This is a genomic window from Vibrio sp. 1-1(7) (assembly GCF_013048485.1).
Taxonomy (GTDB): Bacteria; Pseudomonadota; Gammaproteobacteria; order Enterobacterales; family Vibrionaceae; genus Vibrio; species Vibrio fujianensis.
In genome coordinates this window covers 994,254-1,016,533 of sequence record NZ_VHSP01000001.1, presented here as the reverse complement: position 1 = coordinate 1,016,533, position 22,280 = coordinate 994,254, and the positions used below count along the sequence as shown (strand labels likewise).

The 22,280-nt window shown below is 42.0% G+C and carries 19 protein-coding genes and 1 pseudogene; 10 read left to right on the top strand and 10 right to left on the bottom strand.

What is annotated here, in order from left to right; all coding sequences use genetic code 11:
- Positions 1-3 precede the first annotated feature (3 nt).
- Positions 4-864, bottom strand: coding sequence for a BglG family transcription antiterminator LicT (gene licT / locus FKN05_RS04745; RefSeq protein WP_170887007.1), 861 nt, complete (start codon positions 862-864; stop codon positions 4-6).
- Positions 865-1,461: 597 nt separating this feature from the next.
- Between licT and FKN05_RS04740 the strand changes: the two genes are divergently transcribed.
- From FKN05_RS04740 to FKN05_RS04725, 4 genes are all read left to right on the top strand, one after another.
- A complete protein-coding gene (locus FKN05_RS04740) occupies positions 1,462-2,874 on the top strand; it encodes a PTS transporter subunit EIIC (RefSeq protein WP_170887006.1) in 1,413 nt (470 codons plus the stop codon).
- 17 nt (positions 2,875-2,891) lie between these two features.
- On the top strand, positions 2,892-4,286 hold the full coding sequence (locus tag FKN05_RS04735; RefSeq protein WP_099612214.1) for a glycoside hydrolase family 1 protein: 1,395 nt from the start codon (positions 2,892-2,894) through the stop codon (positions 4,284-4,286).
- A gap of 89 nt (positions 4,287-4,375) precedes the next feature.
- The gene (locus FKN05_RS04730) at positions 4,376-5,512 is read left to right on the top strand and encodes a hypothetical protein (RefSeq protein WP_099612215.1); all 1,137 of its coding nucleotides are present in this window, start codon (positions 4,376-4,378) and stop codon (positions 5,510-5,512) included.
- A gap of 324 nt (positions 5,513-5,836) precedes the next feature.
- A complete protein-coding gene (locus FKN05_RS04725; RefSeq protein ID WP_170887005.1) occupies positions 5,837-6,052 on the top strand; it encodes a hypothetical protein in 216 nt (71 codons plus the stop codon).
- Positions 6,053-6,118: 66 nt separating this feature from the next.
- Here FKN05_RS04725 and alr read toward each other — a convergent pair whose 3' ends face one another.
- Both alr and FKN05_RS04715 read right to left on the bottom strand, forming a co-directional pair.
- Entirely contained in the window at positions 6,119-7,231 is a 1,113-nt protein-coding gene (alr, locus tag FKN05_RS04720; RefSeq protein WP_099612216.1) for an alanine racemase, read from the bottom strand.
- A 62-nt stretch (positions 7,232-7,293) separates the two neighbouring features.
- Entirely contained in the window at positions 7,294-8,667 is a 1,374-nt protein-coding gene (locus tag FKN05_RS04715; RefSeq protein WP_099612217.1) for an alanine/glycine:cation symporter family protein, read from the bottom strand.
- Between the two features lie 810 nt (positions 8,668-9,477).
- Here FKN05_RS04715 and dgcN point away from each other — a divergent pair.
- Genes dgcN through FKN05_RS04700 form a run of 3 tightly spaced genes read left to right on the top strand, consistent with a single transcriptional unit; the run spans position 9,478 to position 12,324 of the window.
- A complete protein-coding gene (dgcN, locus tag FKN05_RS04710) occupies positions 9,478-10,482 on the top strand; it encodes an N-acetyltransferase DgcN (RefSeq protein WP_161427243.1) in 1,005 nt (334 codons plus the stop codon).
- Positions 10,482-11,456 carry an N-acetyl-D-Glu racemase DgcA gene (dgcA, locus tag FKN05_RS04705; RefSeq protein WP_099612219.1) on the top strand — a complete coding sequence of 325 codons (975 nt, stop codon included), beginning with the start codon at positions 10,482-10,484 and terminating at the stop codon, positions 11,454-11,456. The genes dgcN and dgcA overlap by 1 nt, the downstream gene beginning before the upstream one ends.
- A gap of 10 nt (positions 11,457-11,466) precedes the next feature.
- Positions 11,467-12,324: a D-amino-acid transaminase gene (locus tag FKN05_RS04700; RefSeq protein WP_099612220.1), complete on the top strand. Its 858-nt coding sequence runs from the start codon at positions 11,467-11,469 to the stop codon at positions 12,322-12,324.
- Positions 12,325-12,552: 228 nt separating this feature from the next.
- Here FKN05_RS04700 and FKN05_RS16595 read toward each other — a convergent pair.
- The 5 genes and pseudogenes from FKN05_RS16595 to FKN05_RS04680 all read right to left on the bottom strand — a co-directional run.
- Positions 12,553-12,799: pseudogene (locus tag FKN05_RS16595) on the bottom strand (Na+/H+ antiporter NhaC family protein); the annotation flags it as partial.
- A 23-nt stretch (positions 12,800-12,822) separates the two neighbouring features.
- Entirely contained in the window at positions 12,823-13,191 is a 369-nt protein-coding gene (locus tag FKN05_RS04695; RefSeq protein ID WP_170887004.1) for a rhodanese-like domain-containing protein, read from the bottom strand.
- A gap of 256 nt (positions 13,192-13,447) precedes the next feature.
- Positions 13,448-14,332, bottom strand: coding sequence for a MurR/RpiR family transcriptional regulator (locus FKN05_RS04690; protein ID WP_099612222.1), 885 nt, complete (start codon positions 14,330-14,332; stop codon positions 13,448-13,450).
- Positions 14,333-14,474: 142 nt separating this feature from the next.
- Positions 14,475-15,254: an SGNH/GDSL hydrolase family protein gene (locus tag FKN05_RS04685; RefSeq protein ID WP_099612223.1), complete on the bottom strand. Its 780-nt coding sequence runs from the start codon at positions 15,252-15,254 to the stop codon at positions 14,475-14,477.
- 9 nt (positions 15,255-15,263) lie between these two features.
- The gene (locus FKN05_RS04680) at positions 15,264-16,307 is read right to left on the bottom strand and encodes a porin (protein ID WP_099612224.1); all 1,044 of its coding nucleotides are present in this window, start codon (positions 16,305-16,307) and stop codon (positions 15,264-15,266) included.
- A gap of 643 nt (positions 16,308-16,950) precedes the next feature.
- On the opposite strand from FKN05_RS04680, the gene dcuC reads away from it, so the two are divergent.
- From dcuC to FKN05_RS04665, 3 genes are read left to right on the top strand one after another with little or no spacing between them, the layout of a single operon-like run.
- Complete coding sequence (gene dcuC / locus FKN05_RS04675) at positions 16,951-18,312, top strand: C4-dicarboxylate transporter DcuC (RefSeq protein ID WP_170887003.1); 1,362 nt, start codon at positions 16,951-16,953, stop codon at positions 18,310-18,312.
- Positions 18,313-18,322: 10 nt separating this feature from the next.
- Positions 18,323-19,681, top strand: a complete 1,359-nt coding sequence (locus FKN05_RS04670) for a class-II fumarase/aspartase family protein (protein ID WP_170887002.1) — start codon at positions 18,323-18,325, stop codon at positions 19,679-19,681.
- Positions 19,681-19,854, top strand: a complete 174-nt coding sequence (locus FKN05_RS04665) for a hypothetical protein (RefSeq protein ID WP_170886542.1) — start codon at positions 19,681-19,683, stop codon at positions 19,852-19,854. Before FKN05_RS04670 ends, FKN05_RS04665 begins: the two co-directional genes overlap by 1 nt.
- A 30-nt stretch (positions 19,855-19,884) precedes the next feature.
- Here FKN05_RS04665 and FKN05_RS04660 read toward each other — a convergent pair whose 3' ends face one another.
- Entirely contained in the window at positions 19,885-20,892 is a 1,008-nt protein-coding gene (locus FKN05_RS04660; protein ID WP_170887001.1) for a LacI family DNA-binding transcriptional regulator, read from the bottom strand.
- 230 nt (positions 20,893-21,122) lie between these two features.
- Positions 21,123-22,208: a porin gene (locus tag FKN05_RS04655; RefSeq protein ID WP_170887000.1), complete on the bottom strand. Its 1,086-nt coding sequence runs from the start codon at positions 22,206-22,208 to the stop codon at positions 21,123-21,125.
- Positions 22,209-22,280 lie beyond the last annotated feature (72 nt).

The following is a 22,280-nucleotide window of genomic DNA, read 5'->3' as shown; positions in this document are numbered from 1 at the left end:
AGACTATCTCTCTCCTTGCCTAGAAGATGTAGCTCGTCTGACTCTTTCTACATGAATAGTCAAAAACATCATTTCTTCTGAAGTCATGTCATGTTGGAATTTTTTGTTTACATACTGACTGATTTTTTCAACACAGGAAAAAGCAGTGGGGTATTTCTCTCTAACAGAAAGGAATAAGGAATCATCTTGATCGGAGATCGTTGTCTGATGGAGTAGTCGATGAACAAAAAACTTTAGATGGGTCACTAAGCGCCTGAATTCGACACTGTCTTCATTGAGATCCAGACTGAGATTGTATTTAATCATATGAATAATATCACGGATTAGGTTGGTTACACTGATCGTGTTATTCATATCTTCATGCAGTTGTGCATTCACTAAATGCAGAGTAATAAAGCCTGCTTCATCTTCATCAAATTGAACGCCGGATGCTTTTTTGATTAATTGCAATGCTTGTAATCCAACCTCATATTCCACAGGATATAATTGCTTGATCTCCCACAACATTCCATTTTTAACTTTCTGACCAGTTTGTAGTCTTTGAATAGCAAAGTGTAGATGATCCGCTAAAGCTATTCGGAGGCTAGAATGCAGGTTTCCTGTGAGTGAGGAGTTTGCAAGTTCCAAGATTTGTTCTACCGTAGCAAGAAGTTCAAGCGGTATTTCTTCTAGCAGTTCGTGATAACGAGCATCAATAGCTGTATCGCTAGAGGCGAGAGTAAACACCTTCTCTATTTTTTTTGCATCAATTTCCATTCCAATTTTCATTTGAAATCCGATTCCTCGCCCCATAACAACGACTTCTCGTTGATTGGCATCGGTAGAAATGAGTACATTATTATTTAATACTTTTGATACACGCATGATTTATAAACTACTTGGCTAAATTTGTGTATAAAAAAACCTAAGCTGGGTAAGGTATAATTATATCTTACCCAGCTTAGGTTTTGCCTGCTTTATCAGTAACAATCCTTATTTAAATCTAGTTTATAGGGATTATTGGGTGTTCTCAAATTGATAGCAGATAATGTGTGAATGAGTACACATTTATCATTGAGTTTGTTTAATGAGGGGGATTTCGAGGCAACGTGTTATGATCTGATCATTAGACTTATGTTGTATGTGATTTGTCTCTAATTTTTTGTTGCTAGTACGCGCCTTTTTAGCGATCTAAATCACGGTTGATGCTTTATGGCGTTGACCGAATAAACCGGTGAGAATAACGTCACTGACATCAAAACGGATTGTTATCGCAATAGCGAGCAAAACCTGACTTTACTTCTCTTTTCACAGTGTTGACGGAGTAAGAAGTCAGGTTTTTTTATACATAAATTTTAGTATTTGGGATTGTTACCTTTGGCTGGGCAAAACCCGAGAATATCCACTTTTAGTTTGGATATTCTCGGGTTTTTTTATTCCTTTTTGTCACTGGGTAACCTGATTTATTGAATAGGGCATTTTATGGAATACGAGCAACTTGCGGCAAAGATCATACACAATGTTGGTGGGGCCGATAACGTAACGAGTGTTGTACATTGTGCAACCCGTCTTAGATTCAAACTTAATGACAACAGTAAGGCTGACAAAGAGCAAGTTAAGGCTTTGGACGGAGTTATTGCTGCGGTAGAAAGTGGTGGACAATTTCAGGTGGTGATCGGTAACCAGGTAAATCAAGTTTTTCGTGCGGTAATGGCGACAATGGGCAGTGAAGAGGTTATAAAACCGACCGAGAAAAAAGCCAAGGATGGCGTATTGAGTGTTTTTATCGATATTATTTCGGGCATTTTTACTCCCTTACTTGGAATTATGGCTGCATCCGGAATTTTGAAAGGTGGCCTAGCATTGGCTATAGCGGCTGGCTGGACAACGACGGACAGTGGTACCTATCAACTGTTATTTGCCGGAAGCGATGCATTGTTCTTTTTCTTCCCACTAGCTTTGGGATACACCTCAGGCGTGAAATTTGGTGGCAGTCCATTTGTCACTATGGCGATAGGGGGAGCTTTAGTACACCCGACGATGATAGCAGCCTTTGACGCGTCGCAAGTGCCTGGGTACGAAGAACTAACATTCTTGGGTATGCCTATTACCTTTATGAACTACGCTTCTTCAGTCATCCCTATTATTTTTGCCGCTTGGATCTCGTGCAAGCTTGAGCCTATATTTAATCAAATATTACCAAGTGCAATCAAAAACTTCTTCACACCCCTACTGTGTATTATTGTTACGGTCCCTCTGACGTTTTTGGTCATTGGTCCCGCAGCGACTCATTCAAGCCAGTTTTTAGCACACGGTTATGAGCACATTTATGCTGCCAGCCCCGTTATCGCAGGACTTATCATGGGAGGCTGTTGGCAGATTTTTGTTATTTTCGGTTTACATTGGGGCTTTGTACCGATTCTGCTTAACAACATGGCCGTCATTGGTTCAGATAGTATGATGCCGTTACTGGTTCCTGCTGTACTTGCACAAGCGGGGGCCGCATTTGGTGTGTTCCTAATGACTAAAGATGTCAAACTGAAAGCTATTGCAGGCTCTGCTTCTACTGCCGGTCTTTTCGGTATTACGGAACCTGCCATATACGGTGTTAATTTACCGAAAAAACGTCCCTTCGTTATCGGATGTATTTCAGGTGCTATCGGCGCAGCCATTATCGGTTACTTCAATGCACGTGTTTATTCATTCGCGATGCCAAGTCTATTGATTTTCCCACAAGTGATTCCACCGACAGGCGTTGATATGACGCTATGGGTCACTGTTTTTGCCTCAATTTTATCGATTGTGTTAGCCATTATTCTGACGATTATATTTGGTCAGGTAAATGGCGAAACTAGAGTCACCGCTCACGACGCTGTTAAAACCAAAGTAAGTTAACTAAGGAGATTAATTCAATGAGTTTTTGTTTTCCCGATTCATTTCTCTGGGGGGGGGCAACTGCCGCTAACCAGATTGAAGGTTCACACGTTACCGATGGTAAAGGTCTGTCAACGTCTGATGTCCAACCATTTGGTGCTTTCGGAGAGTTAGTTTACCGAGAAGCCGGTGACTTCAATATCAAAGATGTGGCGATTGATTTCTATCATCGTTACGCCGAAGACATTGCATTATTCGCAGAAATGGGATTTACCTGCTTACGTGTATCGATTGCTTGGAGTCGCATTTTCCCAAATGGTGATGATGCCGAACCAAATGAAGCGGGCCTTGCATACTACGACCGTGTGTTTGATGAAATGGCTAAGCACGATATTACCCCACTGGTAACCCTTTCTCATTACGAGATTCCGCTTAATTTAGCCGATAAATATCAGGGCTGGGCTAGCCGCGAAGTAATAGGTTTTTTTGAAAATTACGCGAAAGTGGTGTTTAACCGTTATAAAGATAAAGTCAAACTATGGCTGACTTTTAACGAAATCAATGTGACCTTGCACGAACCATTTACTGGCGCAGGTTTGCCGCGTAATTGTAGTGAGCAAACCCGTTTTCAGGCCATTCACCACCAACTCGTGGGTAGTGCCAAAGCGGTAAAATTGTGCCATGACATCATTCCAGATGCAAAAATTGGTAATATGATTTTAGGCGCAATGCAGTACCCGCTGACTTGTAAACCCGATGATGTCATGAAAACATTGCTGCTGAACCGTGAATGGCTCATGTTTGGGGATATTCAGGCGCGAGGTTACTACCCCAGCTACATGACTCGTAAATTCAAAGAATTAGGGGTTGAGCTCAATATTACAGAAGATGATAAAGCGTCTTTAAAAGAAACCATCGACTTTATTTCATTCAGTTACTACATGACGGGTTGCGCCAGTGCGGATCCGGTAGAGAATGAGAAGGCTTGTAGCAATATGGTTAATATGATTCCCAACCCACATCTCAAAGCTTCTGAGTGGGGGTGGCAAATCGATCCCGTAGGCTTGCGTTACCTGCTGAACATCTTATACGACCGCTATCAGTTACCGTTATTCATTGTAGAAAATGGTTTGGGCGCTAAGGACCAGTTGGATGATAACGGAGAAATCCAAGATGACTACCGTATTCAATACTTGAATGATCATCTGTATCAAGTGGGTGAGGCGATTCAAGATGGCGTTGAAGTGATGGGGTATACCTCTTGGGGGCCGATTGATTTAGTGAGTGCTTCAACCGCACAGATGTCAAAACGTTATGGCTTTATTTATGTTGATCGTGATGATGAAGGTCGCGGTACTTTAGAGCGTAAGCGGAAGAAGAGCTTTTGGTGGTATAAAAATATTATCGAATCAAAAGGCTCTCTGCTTAAATAAATTTTTAAATTAAAACATTAACCATTTTATAGATGGCTATTTTAAATAGCTGTCTATGGATTTTTATTTCAGAAAATAAGAAAATTAATATGAAAAAGACACTAACTTCTGCATGTCTCATTTTATCTTCATTGTTTAGTATTCCTTGTTTTGCTAAAAATAATGATGGTAACTGGATTGAAAATTATTTAGATCCAAATAATGGCAGTGAACTATCACGATTTACGGATTATGAAAATAATACGCGATGGTATTATAATTTAAGGCTTCAAGGTACAACGAATATGGGAAATAGTAGTGATAATAGATCCAGTTCGTTAGAAGCAAGCCTAAGGCTCAGAGGAAAAACGATGTTTACCGATGACTTAGGTTTTACTGGTGATTTTTGGTTAAAAGCGAAGGAGATTTATAGTACTTTTGATGGAGAAAGAACCAATAGCTACGATGATCTTGATGAAAGTGCGACATGGGAAAATTTAATCATTGGTATTGAATCTGATAAATATGGTGCGTTGGTCTATGCTAAGCATACGGCGACATGGGCTGTATTTTCTGCCGACATTGGTATGCTTGGTCAAAATAATATACAAGCGGATGCCGGTGGTAAAAATGCAGGGAAAATTATATATAAGAATAATTTTGATAATAACCTATTTATTCATGCGAGTTACGATTATAATTCAAAAATTTCTGGTTTAGATATTGGTTATCAAACAGAAAATATTTATCCTTTCATTGCAGATGCTTACGGAATTTATTTTTCTATTCATAATGGACAGCCTTTCTTAAATACAGGATATAATAGTTCAATTATTGGTAACGTTGATATCAATAGTGACATTAAATCAGATACTGCGCTCAATAGACATAGTGATGACTTATTGACCTATTCTTTGAGTGGTTACAAACAATTTGGCTTTAATGGTCGTTTGGGTACCGTTATTTCTTATTCAGAACGAGAACACGGAGAAACGAAAGCGGAGGTTAGAGAAAGGGGCTATACGACAGGTGGTTTGGGCTTTTCTGCTTCGGCCACTTATCAATATTTTCCTGAGGGGCTTAAGGGGTGGGGGCCTGTTGTGACCGTCTCTCATGATGAATTCACGGATAAGTTTGTCCCTCAAATTCAATATTGGTTTGAACCACAAGTTCGTCTGTGGGTTGGACATGTACTAACTTCTCATGGGGAAAATACCACACAAGCTGAATTCCAGGTTGATTTTTAAGGATTTAATATTAAAAGCTTTTTAAATTGGTGTTTACACTCTATTCTTTTTGATTCTTGATCACAAAGTGAGTAAATAATATTACTGCTTAGCATCTGGGATAAATCGTTAAAATGACATTCTTTGAATATTATGACGCAGTGAGTTTGGTCAGAAATAGTGATAGTCTTTATTATTTTTTAGTTGATTAGTCCTAGTAATCGGGAGGCTGCCTTTAGCCTGTCTTTCATGCATAAATCCCTCGATGAAAATCTGGGGGATTTTTTAATTTAGCTGATAAATCTCGAACTGATCTATTTTGATATAACTACAAGGTCAGTTACGATGTTTTCAACAAGTTTAAAACAATGGGCATCAGAAATATTTTCTGGGCCTACATCAATTTGGAGACCATTTAAGGGAAGCAAGTTTGATGCTGGGTTATTTGCTTCTCCGCACCTAGCTAATTGTCGAGATTATTTCATGTACTCATCAGGTAATGGTGAAATTAGCCCGAACCTAGCACAGCCAGCAGGTGAGCAACAAAAAGCACAATACTGAGGAATCCCCTGATGATTTTTCTTAAAATCATCAGGGGATTCCTCAGTACTTTACCTAAATACTTAATCAACACGCTACTGGTGAACGCTTACAGCTCAACGGCTTGTCTATAAATCGTTTATTTACCCGTTTCGTTAGCTTAATTACTAATTCATAGGCGATGGTGCCAATATGATTGGCGACATGCTCTATTGGCAAATTTTCGCCCCAAAATTCTGCATTATCGCCGATATTATCTTGTAACTCTGGACCGAGATCAACCGTGATCATGTCCATAGACACGCGTCCGACAATTGGCACAAAACGGCCATTAATATAAACCGGTGTTCCTGTGGGCGCGGAGCAAGGGTAACCATCTCCGTAACCCATGGCTATCACTCCTATATGCGTATCTCGTGGTGATGTCCAAGATTGATTGTAGCCAACCGGATGTTGGCTCTTGTGTTCGCGAATAGCGATAAGCTTAGAGCATAGCGTCATGACACAGCGTAAGCCGTGATCTTGACCGGTATCATTTTGATTTGGGCTAATACCGTAAAGCGCAATACCACTACGCATATAGTCAAGGTGGGACTGTGGCCAGTAAAGAATACCTGCGGAGTTAGCAATACTTTTTGCCCCTGCATAATGGGCCGTTTGTGCTAAAAATAGTTCAACTTGCACTGAAGTTTCTGGTAAGGTGAGGTTATCTGCACAACTCAAGTGGCTAATAAATCTGACAGGGCCGCTCAGTTTTTGAGTGGCTTCGAGCTGCGTTATGTAATCGTGCAGTTCACAGGGATGAATACCAAGGCGGTGCATCCCCGTATCCAGTTTTAACCAAACGTTCAAAGGGGCTGATATATGGGTTGATTGAAGATGTGCTAGCTGCTCTTTACAATGAATCACCGTATCCAATTCTAGTGCCGATGCTTGTTGTAAATCTGTTGGGCAGAAGCAGCCTTCGAGCAACAGTATAGGGTGAGCAATTCCTTTTTTTCTCAATTCAAGGGCTTCTTCTATACGAGAAACAGCAAACATATCTGCTTGGGGTAGAGCTTGCGCTGTTTTAAGAGCATCGTGCCCATAGGCATCTCCCTTAAGTACGGCGATGATGGGTTTATTTCCGCATTTTTGCTTAAGCTGCTCATAGTTGTGACGAAGAGCAGCCAAATTGATAACGGCTTCTGCTGTGATCATACATCATTCCTAATTATTTTTTTGCGTACGCCTCCTACTTTAGTTAGAAGGCGTTGATATGATTAATATTCAGCTTTGGCCGGATCTTGTACTGTCTGGCGAGCAAAATAGTGCTTGGTTGCTTGGTAAACGACTGGGCTTAATACACCAAGAGCGATCAAGTTTGGAATGGCCATCATGGCGTTTAACGTGTCACTTAATAGCCAAATCAAGTTGAGTTCCATTATGGCCCCAACGGGAATCACCAAGACGAAAATCACACGAAAGGGGATTATGGCTTTGGTGCCAAAGAGGTAACTGATACAGCGTTCGCCATATATAGACCAGCCAACAATGGTGGTAAAGGCGAAAATAGCTAAACTAATAGTAACTAAATAGCGACCAAACCCAGGAATTACTTGATCAAATGCGGCTGACGTGAGCTCAGCTCCTGTCATTCCCGAGGTCCATTCTCCAGAGATAATAATGACAAAGCCAGTGATGGAGCAGATTATGATCGTATCAATAAACGTTCCCAGCATCGCAATTAAACCTTGCCGTACTGGGTCATCGGTTTGTGCACTGGCATGAGCAATGGGGGCTGAACCTAAGCCTGCTTCATTAGAAAAAATACCTCGTGCGACACCAAAACGAATCGCCATCCATATCGTCGCTCCCGCAAATCCACCTTGAGCAGAAGTTGGAGTGAAGGCTTGTTCTAGCACGAGGGCAACTACGCCTCCGATTTTATCGATATTAAGCAGTAAAATAATTAAGCCGCAAGCAACGTAAGCCATTCCCATTAATGGCACAAGGGCACCGGCAAAAGCCCCGATGCGCTTAATTCCCCCTAAAAGGACGGCTCCTGAAAGTATCATGACAACGAGCCCAACAATCAAAGGAGAAAAGTCAAAGGTTGAGTGCATAACCTGAGCAATCGAGTTAATTTGAACGCCATTACCAATCCCAAAACAGGCAAAGGTACCAAATAAAGCGAATGCGGTTCCGAGCCAAGCCCACTTCTTACCCATCCCATTTTTGATGTAGTACATGGGGCCGCCAACATGGTTCCCATTGCTGTCGGTTTCTCGGTATTTAACGGCTAATACGGCTTCAGAATACTTGGTGGCCATACCCAGTAACGCAGTCATCCACATCCAAAATAGTGCTCCGGGCCCTCCAATAAAAAGGGCAGTAGCAACACCTGCAATATTACCGGTTCCAATCGTGGCTGAGAGGGCGGTCATTAATGCTTGAAAGGGGGGGATTTCACCGTCCTGATTCTGAGCATTTTTTCTGCCTTTCCATAATAGTTTAAAGGCGCGACCAATATTAAAAAAGGGCATGAATTTCAAGCCAATATTTAGATAAATACCAATACCTAATATAATAACGAGCATGGGGAGGCCCCATACAACGCCATTGACTTGGCTAATGAGTTGTTGAATCAGTTCCATCTGTTTTCACCATAAAAAGTTAATTAAATAAGTTATTGCTCACCTTTAGACTGACTAAGCAATTTGCAGACCAGTACGGCGCTTAATCAATTTTTTTCTCGCTGATGAATCCTCTTTATACGTTAAATTTCCATACAAAATAGGTGGATAATCTATCCATGTTTATTTAATGGAGCGGTGCTTTTATAATGTTCTTATTATTTATTTATTTTTGAACGATAATGTTGTTATGGAGTGAGTGGTGTATTGACGGGTTGATGTGAGGATGGAATTTGTTTCTATAAGTTATGGGCTAATAATGCACAACCATGCACTAGAATTAGTCAGAAGTGCACCAAAATGGTTATTTTTAGCTTGTTATTCATCTTTTTATGAAGATGAAAATGAAGAGAGTGATAAATGTAATCAGGGAATGAGAGGGTTATCACGATTTATTAAAATTTATAGAATGAAATATTATTGGTTTAAATCACTGGTTTTATTTTCAGGAGGACTGTTTACATAAAACTCTAGGGGAATAGAATGAAATTGTATTATTAGTATTTATGTTTTCAATTTGGAGTTTTGTGTTGATATCGTGTTTATTGTTGGTGTTTAATGAATTTTAGGGTTTTTCGTATTGATTTCTCTTTGTGAGTAATTATTCTGTATTTTTGAGTTTTTATTCTTTATTTTGCATTTTTAATGCATTTCTTCTTGATTTTTCTTTACGGATTTTCATTTTTGTCACAAATTTTGCACTGTAATGTTTAGTGAGGGATGAAATTAATCACTATTCTAATTTAATGACTCTTTGTGGAGAAAATCGAGATGGAACTTAAACAACCTTATTTACTCTTTTTAGGTGATGCTGCCGATGCGCTGGCCGCGAAAGTGGCGCAAGGAATTAAAACCTGGCGTCCAGAGTATTGTATTGGTCAATATCGTTTGGCGGGATGCAATGCTGATGTCGGTTTAGAAGAGATGGATATTACGCAAGCCGTTAATCGAGGTGCAAAAACTTTGATTATTGGTGTGGCTAACCGAGGGGGGCTGATTTCTCAAGAGTGGATCTCGGTGTTGTTGACGGCTATCGAAGCTGGAATGGATATCGCGGCGGGATTGCATAACAAATTGGCGGATATTCCTGAATTGGTAAGTGCGGCTGAGAAAAAAGGCACTCGGTTATCGGATGTGCGTTATCCGACTCAGGTTTACCCCGTTGCAAATGGTAAAAAACGTCAAGGTAAGCGCGTGTTGACGGTGGGAACCGATTGCTCTGTGGGTAAAATGTATACGGCTTTAGCGTTAGAAAAAGAGATGAAAGCTCGTGGTATGGAGGCGGATTTTCGTGCGACGGGGCAAACGGGCATTCTTATTACCGGTGGGGGTGTGAGTGTGGACTGCGTGGTCGCCGATTTTATTGCAGGTGCTATTGAGACCATTACGCCGGAGTCGACAGAAGAGCATTGGGATGTGGTTGAAGGTCAAGGATCTATCTTCCACGCCTCTTATGCTGGCGTGACAACCGGCCTTATTCATGGTTCACAACCCGATGCCTTAGTGCTTTGCCATGAGCCAACCCGTACGCATATGCGAGGCCTTCCTGAGTATCTTCTTCCTGATCTAAAACAATGTATGGAAGCGAATTTAGCCACCGCTCGTGTGACAAATCCGGCGGTAAAATTTGTGGGGGTTTCTATTAATACATCTGCAATGCAAGAAGAGGAAGCCTTGGCCTATATGGACAAAGTGGAATCGGAGCTTGGGCTACCGGTTGTGGATCCTTTTCGTCAAGGAGTCGCTCGGGTTGTTGATAAGTTAGCGGAGGTCTAATGGAGGTTTATCTGCATACCCACAGTTGGCCGATCCAAGGCAGTTTTACCATTGCCCGTGGCAGTAAAACCTGCGTCAATACGATAATGGTTGAAATGAAAAGTCAAGGAGGAGTGGGGCGTGGTGAATGCGTTCCCTATGGTCGGTATGGTGAATCTATAGAGAGCGTATTAGCGCAAATCGCGTCGGTAATTCCAGAGATAAAAGCAGGGTTAACACGGGGTCAGTTGCAGGAGAGGCTGCCCTCGGGGGCCGCGCGTAACGCGATTGACTGTGCGATGTGGGACTTAGAGTGTAAGTTATCGAATCGGTCGATTTGGGATATAACGGGTATTCAAGCGAGTCCATTAACAACCGCTTATACCTTGTCGCTTGATACACCGTTAAACATGGAACAGGCAGCGAAAGATAATGCACATCGCCCCCTGTTAAAATTGAAACTGGGTGGTCCGGAAGATCTTGCCCGAGTGCAAGCCGTTCGCCGTGGAGCGCCGAGTGCGAGGATCGTGCTTGATGCTAACGAAGCTTGGACGTCTGACATTTATTTAGCCTTGATCCCTGAGTTGGAAACATTGGGGGTTGCGATGATTGAGCAGCCGTTTCCTGCTCATCAAGATCAAATACTTGCGCATTTACCACGTCCTATTCCTCTCTGTGCGGATGAATCTTGTCATGATCGAGCGAGTTTACCCGACATTATCGGACGGTACGACATGATCAATATTAAGACGGATAAAACAGGTGGATTAACCGAAGCGCAGGCTTTAAAAGCGGAAGCAAGCGCCGCCGGTTTAAGTGTCATGATTGGCTGTATGCTTTCCTCTTCATTGAGTATGGCCCCTGCATTTGTTGTGGCGCAAGGGGTGGATATGGTGGATTTAGATGGGCCTCTGCTGCTGGCTCAAGATATTGAATCTGGTTTTGAATTTGAGCGCAATGTGATGTTGCCTTTCAAGTCTGAATTATGGGGTTAAAGGAAAAGTGATGGAACGGATAGTTTATTTAAATGGTGAGTACGTGAAAGAGTCGGCGGCAACCATTTCAGTGTTTGATCGCGGCTTTTTATTTGCAGATGCCGTCTATGAAGTCACCGCGGTGTTAAAGGGAAAATTGATCGATCACTCTGGGCACTTAGCCAGACTCGAACGTTCTGCCAGAGAGCTTGGGATAAGGCTGCCAGTGACAGGAGACGAGTTAACGAAAATTCAGCGTACACTGATTGAAAAAAATGGCTTGGTCGAAGGGGGCGTTTATCTTCAGTTAACGCGTGGCTCAGAAGGTGATCGAGATTTCTCTTATAGTGAAGAGATTCAGCCGACTCTTGTGTTATTCACACAAGCACGCCAGTTGATTGAAAGTCCGAAAGTTAAAACGGGTATTGAAGTGATTTCTATCGACGATATCCGCTGGCGTCGTCGTGACATTAAAACCACCAGTTTACTCCCCGCTTGCATGGCAAAGCATGCTGCACATTTGGCAGGTGCTGAAGATGTATGGATGATCGAAGAGGGGTTTGTGACCGAAGGGGGATCGAGTAACGCTTACATTGTTACTAAAGAAGGAACCTTGGTCACGCGTCCTCTGAGTCATAATATTCTTCATGGAATAACACGAGCTTCACTCATGGCTCTCGTCAAAGAATATTCGATGTTGGTTGAAGAACGGTTTTTCACTATCGAAGAAGCGTATGCCGCCCAAGAAGCTTTTATCAGTTCGGCTACCACGTTCATTTGGCCCGTGGTAGCGATTGATGGTAAGCCGATTGGTGAGGGTAAACCCGGTGAGATTTCACTGATATTACGCGACATCTATATCAAGACTGCTCTTGAGTTCGCTCAATAAATTTATGAGCTATGCTCTTTCGTGATTTCACCCAGCTTTGCGCTGGGTGCGTTGCGTCGAGTTTAATATTGGCATGGCGAAGCTGAATCAAGGTTTGTTTCCCAACATGGATTTCTTCAATTATTTCAGATCAGCAACAGTTAAATAAACTGGCCGAAATGCTATTGTTTGTCATTAGATTTATAGCCTTTTCTACACATTGACCAAAGCGCATAGTAGGCTATCCAATTGGAACAACTCATCAGGAATTAGCAGAGCTAACTTGCTGTCAGATGTGGTGAAAAACACGGTGATGATTGCCAAAACAGTCGAAAAAATCCGCTGAGCTGTAGTGTGAATCGCATGTAGAAACTGACTTAGCACTACGTTTAGTGGTCAGTCAGATTCAAAATAGAAGCGAATAAAAAGGCACAAAACACCAATGAAATCCTGATCATCATTGAGAAAAATTGCCATGGTTAAACAGCTTCGCGATTACATTCATGCTTGCTTGTTAACTTAATTCTTATTCGCTATCAGCTGGCGGATCTCATTCAGTCCACCTGCATTATGGATACGAGTAAAACCTTGTTTAATCAATTGTTGTTTAGCGATATTAGAACGGTTGCCTGTTCGGCAATAGAGTACGATTGGTTGATCTTTGGTAAATTGTATTCGGCCAGAACTAATAATTTCATTTAGTGGGATATTCAGCGCTGACTCTAGATGTTCTTGTTTAAATTCCTGCTCGGTGCGAACATCAATCAATACAGCACCTTCGGTAATCATCAACCAAGCTATTTCCGCGCGAGGTGAGGAAAATGCTGTTGTTGGCAGCAAGATTAAGCTTAAGATAGGGCCAATCCAAGCCAATAAATAATTTCGCATGTTTATCCTTAATCGTTAGCAATCCATAAAGAAAAATAAATAAAATGGGGTTGATATGATATATTCTAGTTGAAGTTACTGTATGGAACCCTTTAGTTCTGATTGATTTTATATTAGTGATGGTGGGTTTCAATAATACAGAATTGATTTTCACTGATGGTTGTATTTTTTACCGTTAATCAACAATCCGTTAATTAGTTTAGTTTATTTTATTCTCACCGCCAGAACTTGACTCAATTGTAAGGTCATGAAAATGTTATTTAAACTCAAGGGAAGAGAAAGTGCCAAAGAACTTAAATAGCGCCTCAAGCTCTTCAAAATTATCGTTATTTCGAGAGACTTTTTGTACAAGAAACAGCAGTAATTCGACAAACAAGAAGCCGATCGTGCGGCTGTGAAAGATGGAGTCAACATCACTAGGCAAAACAAACTGTACGTTACTGTAGATACCATAAGGATTTGAGTATGTGTTAGTTACCATGGCGACGAAGGCGTGTTTGCTATTGAAATATTTAGTGATATCCAAGACTACTGGATTGAATCGGTAATAAGAAAAAGCCACTAAGACATCATTGTCGCTAATGCCCAGCATTGCCTTGGGTAATTCACTTTTGTCTAAAGGTAACAAAACCACATTAGAGCGGCTGTATTTAAGCAAGGTTGAAAAATGCAAAGCTAAAGAATGTGAGGAAGCGGGGCCAACCACATAAATTATACGCTTTTTATCAGCAATTTTTTGTGAAAGCTTATCGAGATCCTCGATATTCAATTCCTGATAGAACTGATCAATAAGTTGGGTGATATTACCAATATAGCGTTGAGCTTCTGTCTCGACATCAATTTCTTGATTGAAAAGCTTCGATTTATTAGCCTCGATTGGAGCAATCATATTATGGGTTATCAGCTCTTTTTTGAGTGCATTCTTAAATGCTGCATAACCAGTAAAGCCCAGCTTATTTAAATAGCGTCCTATGGTTGCTTTGCTGACTTGTGCTTTTTGAGCCAGATCGATGATGCCATAGTAAGAAAGTTCTTCAAAATGGCCAACAATAAAAGCGTGTAAATTGGCTTCTGACTCTGTTAGGACTTGAACCTGCTCTGCTAGCAGTTTGTAGGTGTTTAAATTGAGGTTATCTCTCATATACGCCGTTAAGGATGTTCACTATTGAAAAAGAAGCTTATCACAAGAATGGGTTCTGTTTGATTTTTCTGTTTTGAAATTTGAGCCTAGTAAAAGAAGTGGGCTTAACTTTTTAGGTCAGAAGAGTTAAGCCTCATATTGTCTAGTGATTCATTTGATAGTCTTGGACGACATCCCAAGCAACCGTTTGTAGCTTCTGTGCTGTTTCTGTTGGCATATCCGTGTCAGTTGGAGCTGCACCGCCAACGGGAGATTGATTGTACAAGGTGGCAAAAAATACGCATGCCGCTAAGTAAGTTCCCGCGAGCGATGGATGTTTACCATCACTATGATAAAGGACGATCTCAGGATGGCGCTTCATGCTTTGCTCAAAGGCTAAACCCACCGGCGCAACATATCCGCCGGTTTTTTTTGCGATATCTTGATAAGCCTTGGCAAGTGCGTGTGTTTGCTCAGGGTGTGATTCTTGAGCCCACGTCATGAAATAAACTACTTTAGAACCAGCATCATGCGCGATTTTCGCCATGGTTTTTGCCGATTGCTCAAAGTATTCTCGTGAAGAGGCTTTTTTAGTAATAGGCTCCATTGAATTACCTTGAAATATGACCACGTCCCACTGTTTTAACGTATTTTGAAAACGAAGGTTTTGCTCATGCCAACCTAAGCGGCCACTTGAAATTGTGATACCTCGATAACTGTAGCCTTTTGCATTATTGGGTAACAAAGACCGCGTTAAATCACGTAGTCGAGTATTTAAGTTATTGTTGTAGTGGGTATAGGAGTTTCCGTATATCGCAATGACTTTGTTATCACCGTCCATTTTTGCTGTTGGTGATGGTGCGATAAGTGTATCGGCATGAGCAGCAAAGCTACTTATTGCTAATGCCGTACTGAGTAGATTGGTTTTAAATAGTTTGTTCATCACAAGTCCTTAGAAGTCGTAACGCAATCCAAGCGTGATTGAATCGTCATCACTGTCTTTATTTTTAGAGGCAAGTTCTCGGTCATAGGTTAAAGATAGGTAAGTGCGTCGGGCAAGAGTCCATTGACCTTCAATACGCCAATCTTCTTTTTCATAAACGTCTTGGTCTTTTTCATCCAAGAAGCTGTATCCGGCAAGAACGGTGAAGCGATCCCATTTGTAAGAAATGATTGAATCCATACCAAAGTATTTGTCGTGATTACCGCTATTTTGCTTGATGTCAACATAGTCAGCCGTTACACCAAATTTGAAATCATTCCATCCTAGTTCGATACCGGCCATGATTTGATCGTGCTGCTTGCGTGATGTTCCAGTCGCTTCATCCTTGCGCTTATACCGACTAACGGCAAGAGCAGGGGACAGTTTGAAACCATTGCCTTTATAGTTCATTCGATAACTCGCCATTATCCCGTTATCAAGGCGATCATTCTCGCCATTTCCCATCACATAAGCGACTTGAACTTCATGAATGCCAAAGTAGCCGTTGTATTGTAAAGTTGCGTCTTGGCGGTTGTACTTGTAAGAAGTATCAATGGACGAGATACCATAGTTGTAGATACCGGGAGTGTAGTTTTTGTATTTATCGGTCATCTTCATCACTTGATACATTGGGTTTTTAGTTCGGCCAAAGATCACCATGCCCCAATCGTCATTTTCGATGCCTAGATAATTGTAACGAGCCTCTAAATCTTCCCCCTCATCAAGGCGAGTATCATTGGTTTCTGTACGAATTTGCCATTCAAATTTACCGATGACACGGCTATTTTCAATTGCACTTAGCTCTCGACTCATAGCAAAACCAAGGCGACCACTCATTCTTCCTGATCTATCATCTTCACCAGCGAAACTTCCGTCCCCCTGAGCGATTTGGCCTTCTAATCGACCATAGATATCTAGTGTATTGGTTTCATCATCATAAACAGTTTGTGCCTGAGCGAACGACGCGAGGCAGAGGGTAGGTAAAAGGGTTAAGAGAAGTTTATTTCTAATCATTATGCTCATTCCATGCTTGTTATTGGAAACCGTTGCATCGTAATGAGTGGTTCTGTGAAAAAATAGGGGAATTACCGCTTCCCTGCTTAAATATTGATAGATCTCTTATTTCCATTTGATTTTGTTATGTGAGTCATTCGTTTGGTGTATTTCCTGCTGATAAATACGCGAAAAGCTAAGGTGAGAGGGCGAATGATTTGGTGAGATTGTGAGCTAGTTAAAATGATGGCTACAATTTGTTGACCAGATGCGTGTGTGATGAGAAATGAAAATTCCCACAGCTTTACGTGATGTTAAGTATGTAAGGTAAAAATAGAAAAACTAATATAATTCATAGTGTTATTAGATTATTTAAGGGTGGGAATTATGGGAAACTCAACTTCTCATGACAGGCTAATCAATACGATTAAAGCAACATTATACAATGAGTCTTTATTTAAATTGTGATCGAGGTTGCCTAAAGAATGGCGATATAACGGTGAATGATGATAGTCATTTGAACAAGCAATGATTTAACGAGTTATCGAGAAGGAGAGTTTTAATTGCTTCACATTTTTTCTAGAGAAAGAGCACTTCCCATGTTGCTTTTCACACCTAAGAAACAAGATAGCGGTGACTTAATACTTAAATAAAGGTGAATCATATGGTTGCTCTGCTCGCTCTGCCGGTTGTTTTTGGGGCAGGATTTCTAATCATCAAGAAGTACAATACACAAGCGGTATTGTTTGGTTCTGGTATTTTAATGATGCTGATTGGGGTCACTGCTGGTGGGCCTGAGTTCTTACCCAAAGGGGTGAACTCTTCAGGTGCTACTGTGGTTGATTTCTTTTTGGTCATCAAATCGATTTCTTCTTCAACACTGGCCAAGCTTGGTTTAATTATCATGGCGGTTGGTGGTTTCTCAAAATATATGGGGTACATCGGTGCAGCCAATGCGCTGGTTAAAGTGACGACTAAACCACTCTCTGCAATTAACAACCCATACATCATTCTCGCTCTTGCTTACATTTTGGGGCAGTTTTTGAATGTCTTTATTCCAAGTGCTGTTGGTCTGGCGATGTTGTTATTGGTTGCCCTATATCCAGTCTTGGTGGGAATTGGCTGTACCCCAGCATCAGTAGCCGCTGTGCTTGCAACAACCGCTTGTTTGGATTTGGGGCCTGCTTCTGGAGCCTCAAATAAAGCGGCGGAAGTCATTGGTATTGATGCCGCTTCTTACTTTGTAGAGCATCAACTGTTTGTCGGGGTGTGTACGGCACTTGTGATTGCGGTTCTACATTTTGTTTGTCAAAAATGGTTTGATAAGCGTGACGAAGTCAATGGCGTTTCATACGAACTGCAAGCAAAAGAAGACTCGTCTCGCGAGGCTCCAATATGGTTTGCTGTATTGCCTGTTCTCCCTCTTGTACTGCTTTTGACCTTCAGTAAGTTCGCGATCACCTCTATCAAGATTGATGTTGTCACGGCCATGTTTATCAGCCTGACGTTTGCGATGGTGTGCGATTACCTTTATTCAAAAGATGGCAAGGCAGTTGCGGCTTCACTTAAAGTTTACTTACAAGGCATGGGCGATGTATTTGCCGGTGTTGTATCACTCATTATCGCTGCGCAAACTTTCGTCGTGGGCCTTAAAGCCATTGGCTTTATTTCTGGCATGCTGGGTGTTGCTACGCATCTTGGCTTTGGTTACACCATGATGGTTATCATGTTAGTCGCTATCATCGGTGTGACAGCATTGATGTCGGGTTCTGGTAATGCGGCTTTCTTCAGCTTTTCCAACTTAGCACCAGATGTGGCGGCCCACGTTGGTGTTTCAACAGCGGCTCTTGCATTACCTATGCAGCTTTCCGCTGGGATCTTCCGCTCATTTTCACCCGTTTCAGGAGTTGTGATTGCTTGTGCAGGAGTTGCTGGTATTCCTCCCATTGAACTGGTCAAACGAACTGCCATTCCAATGCTTGGCGGTTTAGTGAGCGTGTTAGCCATCACTTTTATTGGAGCATAAGGCATCATTTATGCAAGGTTCAAACATATCTGTATTTGATTCAATCCTTTATTCTCCGCTGTTTACTCAAAAGCAGATGAAACAAGTTTGGTCGGATGAAAATTTAATCCGAACTTGGCTGACTTTTGAAAGCAACATTGCAGAGGTACAAGCTGAGTTGGGAATAATTCCCCACTCTGCCGCAAGCGCTATCAAACAGGTGTGCGATATTCGCCACTTAGATTGGGAGCGTTTAGCACAAGACACACTTACCGTAGGCATGGCTATCAAACCGCTGGTCGATCAGCTTTCAGAACAAGGAAATGATGAAGTAAAACAATATCTGCACTGGGGGTGTACCACCCAAGACTTGCTCGATACCAGTCTTGCGATGCGCTTAAAGCAGACGCTGCACATCGTTCGTCAACAACTGGTTGCGTTAGGGGGGCAGCTTGAGTTGATGGCATTAAAACATAAAGGTACGGTGATGGTCGCAAGAACCAATGCAATGGATGCTTTGCCGACCACATGGGGGCTTCAAGTCAGTGGTTATCTTCAAGAGATCACTCGGCATCTGACACGCCTTGATGAGCTATATCCTCGTGTGACGACCGGTCTTTATGGTGGTGCCGTTGGTAATTTATCTTCAATCGGTTCCCACGGGTTAGCGGTTCGACAGCGACTATTTGCCAAGCTCGAATTGACTGAACCGAAAGGATTGGGCAATGCCAGCTTAGACAATATTGTCGAGTTAATTCAGTTCTTTGCTTTAATTCACGGTACCTTATGTCGCATCGCGAATGATACGGAACTCATGGGACGAGCAGCTCTTGGTGAGGTGTGCGAAGGTGAATCGGGTGGGGGGTCAAGTACCATGCCCCATAAAGCCAACCCAAGAGCCGCCAATATGATCCAGACCTTATCTCGAATGGGGTGGATGTATGCCAGTGGCGCGCCCAATCTGATGGATCAACAAGATGTTCGTGCAGCGTCAATGCGCGTGTTGAATTGGAGCTTAGTCCCTGAGGCATCATTGGCCGTTTCCACGGCGCTCGAGCGTGCGGAGCGACTCATTGCGAAGCTGATCGTCCATCAAGACAAAATGCGCAGCAATTTTTCGGCGTCTCGGCATTTCATTATGTCAGAGGCGGTAATGATGAAAGCAGCAGAAAAAGTGGGGCGCAGTATCGGTTACAACAGCATCAAAAAGGCCATTGCTCAAGCCCCAAAACAAGGCGATTTAGCGCAAATATTGAAACAAAACCCAGAGGTATTAGCGATATTAACGGACCAAGAAATTGATGCGGCTTGCGATCCTCAACACTATCTCGGCTGTAATGATGCGTTGATTGATGAAACGATAGAATTCTATCGAAAGGTGGCTTACTAATGTCGAAGAAAATGTTTATCCGCCAAGCAGGGAATACCTTGTTAAATACCCCGCTATTAAATAAAGGTAGTGCTTCCACATTGGAAGAGCGTAAAAACTTCAATTTGATTGGATTATTACCAGCCACTCAATTTTTTCCGAATGACGTCTATCTGACTTTAGATTCGTTATAATAGGAATAAATATAAACACCTTATTTCAGTTTATATTCTTGTCGTATTTCGCTTTATTAGTTTTGTAGGAACCATCATCTTGATCAAGTTACGATTATGGTTGCTTATTTGTTCGACAATAATTTTAACGCTTTCCCTTGCTAGACGGGGAAAATCTTGGCGGAAAGTGGTTAATTGGTAACTCAACCATTCGGTTTGTGGAATGTTGTCAAATCCGATGACTTGTAAATCTTGTGGGATGGCCAAACCGCACTGAATGCGAGCGACATCCATCACTGCCATAGCTAGATTATCGGTGGCACAGAATATGGCTTCAGGACGATTTTTTTCGGTCAAGATCTCGCGTATTTTTTGTAGTGAACTAAGGTAATCGTAGGTAGCCTCAACAATACGAGGCTCTTTTCCTGAGAGTTCCTTAAATTCCGATATAAATCCGTTTTGCCGCTCGTCATTGGTTAGTGTTGGAACGTCTCCTGTTAGATATAGGGCATTTTTTACACCGTTTCTATGTAGAAGCTGAGCTGCCTGTTGACCCGCTTCATAGTTGTCACTGATGACGTAGCTACTTTGGGTGCCTTCCACTACACGTGCGTATTGAACGATAGGGATATTGAATTCCTCACACTCTTCATACAGCGATTTATTTAAGGTTGCGGAAGCGGCAATCACACCATCGACTCGGTACTGAAAGATATTCGGAATTGAGTGATTATCTTCGTCATCTATTTGCCAAGGTATTAATACGGCAGAATAGCCTTTTTTCTGTAGTTCACTGGAAATTAATTGAAGTGTTTTCATATGAATAGGGTAGTCTGCATCAGGAAATACCAAACCTATCAATTTTGACTCGTTGGTGGTTAAGCTACGTGCAAAAGCATTTGGACGGTAGTTTAGAGCTTTCGCTGCCTCGAAAACCTTTTGTTTAGTTTTCTCAGACACTGAACTGCCTGGTACAAATACTCGTGATACAGTGGATTGAGAAACGCCAGCTAATTTCGCCACGTCTTTCGATGTTATGGTTTGTTTTGCAGAATTCATGTGAGCGGATTCGTCAGGCAGTTTTACTGTGATTATATTAACACAATAGATACGTAGTCATAAAATAAATTGAGTAAGACTAAAGTAAATAAAGGCTTAGATTATATTTGACTAGTTGAGTTTGGGTATGACCCAAGTAAATTGTCTTACTTTGAATATAAAAAGCCTCACCAGTAAAAGGTAAGGCTTACCAATTAATAAATCAACCGAAAGAACTGCTCTCGTTGTGCTCAGAAATAGTAGCGAACGCCTGCTGCGAATTGGTCGTCACGATTTTCGAATGTGCTACCGTTGTATTGATCTTTACCTAAATCGAACTGGTATTCAGCCCACACTAGGAATTTGTTCTTCTGAAAGTGGTATTCAAGACCAGGAATCAGCAGGTTGCGCTTGTAACCTTCTGTCTCGTCACCGCGATCTTCCATGTAGTTATAGTTCAACGTTGGGCGTAGGCCATTGTCGAAGTGGTAGTACGTGTAGATTTCACCACCTAGTGTATCGAACATCACGTCCGTACCGCCTTGGCTTACGGCTTCCCAGTTTTCGCCTACATGGAAAGTCGCACCAGCGTAGAAACCGCCGTTGCTGTAGTTCGCCCCAAAAAGTATGATGCGCATGTTGTCGCCGTTTTCTACGCCAACGATGCTTATGTCTAGATCTGCAACTTCATTTTGATGGTAAGCCGCCCCTAGTGATACGCCATTAAAGGGTTTGTAAGTGATTGACGCACCCATGCCGTTTTTCAATGATGCTGTCGCATTGTTTGCTAGAGCTACATCTTCACGTGTGGTTTGGTAAGTAAAACCATAGCTGACTTTGTCGTTGATTGCGTTGCGGTAGGTAATGGCGTTCTCTGCACGACCAGTACCAGATGCAATACCCCAGTCAGCAAGGTTGTAAACACCTGAGCCGCGAGTACCAAATACACGACCTAGGTCGGTGTACCACGCTACGTCGTAGAAGGTAGACCACTGCTTTGTACCCGCAGCAATTTTGCCGTATTTTTCGTGGTCAATACCAGTGTATAGCAAGCGGTTATAAATATTGTCGCCGTTTGCGCCAGAGTTGTAGCCCCACTCGGCTTGGCCAAACCCAGTCCAGCCATTATCTAAATCCATTAGACCTTTTAGACCAAAGCGAGAGCTGCCGCTGTTCCATTCGCCTTTATCATCACCACCACGATCTTGGTAGCGAAGATCAAAGCGGCCATCAAGAGTTAAGCTGTCACCAGCATCATTGACAAAAGTGTGTGCAGCAAAAGCTGAGCTAGAGGTAAGCACTGCTAGAATCACTGCTGAAAGAGTCGATTTTTTCATTATCAATCTCATTATTTAGGTCGTAGAAAGCCACCGTGCTTTTACGCCCGTTTCATAGATTACTATCCAGAT

Excerpts from the sequence above, each read along its gene's own strand:
- licT (WP_170887007.1), bottom strand. The coding sequence starts at position 864 with ATGCGTGTATCAAAAGTATTAAATAATAATGTACTCATTTCTACCGAT.
- FKN05_RS04740 (WP_170887006.1), top strand. The coding sequence starts at position 1,462 with ATGGAATACGAGCAACTTGCGGCAAAGATCATACACAATGTTGGTGGG.
- FKN05_RS04735 (WP_099612214.1), top strand. The coding sequence starts at position 2,892 with ATGAGTTTTTGTTTTCCCGATTCATTTCTCTGGGGGGGGGCAACTGCC.
- FKN05_RS04730 (WP_099612215.1), top strand. The coding sequence starts at position 4,376 with ATGAAAAAGACACTAACTTCTGCATGTCTCATTTTATCTTCATTGTTT.
- FKN05_RS04725 (WP_170887005.1), top strand. The coding sequence starts at position 5,837 with ATGTTTTCAACAAGTTTAAAACAATGGGCATCAGAAATATTTTCTGGG.
- alr (WP_099612216.1), bottom strand. The coding sequence starts at position 7,231 with ATGATCACAGCAGAAGCCGTTATCAATTTGGCTGCTCTTCGTCACAAC.
- FKN05_RS04715 (WP_099612217.1), bottom strand. The coding sequence starts at position 8,667 with ATGGAACTGATTCAACAACTCATTAGCCAAGTCAATGGCGTTGTATGG.
- dgcN (WP_161427243.1), top strand. The coding sequence starts at position 9,478 with ATGGAACTTAAACAACCTTATTTACTCTTTTTAGGTGATGCTGCCGAT.
- dgcA (WP_099612219.1), top strand. The coding sequence starts at position 10,482 with ATGGAGGTTTATCTGCATACCCACAGTTGGCCGATCCAAGGCAGTTTT.
- FKN05_RS04700 (WP_099612220.1), top strand. The coding sequence starts at position 11,467 with ATGGAACGGATAGTTTATTTAAATGGTGAGTACGTGAAAGAGTCGGCG.
- FKN05_RS04695 (WP_170887004.1), bottom strand. The coding sequence starts at position 13,191 with ATGCGAAATTATTTATTGGCTTGGATTGGCCCTATCTTAAGCTTAATC.
- FKN05_RS04690 (WP_099612222.1), bottom strand. The coding sequence starts at position 14,332 with ATGAGAGATAACCTCAATTTAAACACCTACAAACTGCTAGCAGAGCAG.
- FKN05_RS04685 (WP_099612223.1), bottom strand. The coding sequence starts at position 15,254 with ATGAACAAACTATTTAAAACCAATCTACTCAGTACGGCATTAGCAATA.
- FKN05_RS04680 (WP_099612224.1), bottom strand. The coding sequence starts at position 16,307 with ATGATTAGAAATAAACTTCTCTTAACCCTTTTACCTACCCTCTGCCTC.
- dcuC (WP_170887003.1), top strand. The coding sequence starts at position 16,951 with ATGGTTGCTCTGCTCGCTCTGCCGGTTGTTTTTGGGGCAGGATTTCTA.
- FKN05_RS04670 (WP_170887002.1), top strand. The coding sequence starts at position 18,323 with ATGCAAGGTTCAAACATATCTGTATTTGATTCAATCCTTTATTCTCCG.
- FKN05_RS04665 (WP_170886542.1), top strand. The coding sequence starts at position 19,681 with ATGTCGAAGAAAATGTTTATCCGCCAAGCAGGGAATACCTTGTTAAAT.
- FKN05_RS04660 (WP_170887001.1), bottom strand. The coding sequence starts at position 20,892 with ATGAATTCTGCAAAACAAACCATAACATCGAAAGACGTGGCGAAATTA.
- FKN05_RS04655 (WP_170887000.1), bottom strand. The coding sequence starts at position 22,208 with ATGAAAAAATCGACTCTTTCAGCAGTGATTCTAGCAGTGCTTACCTCT.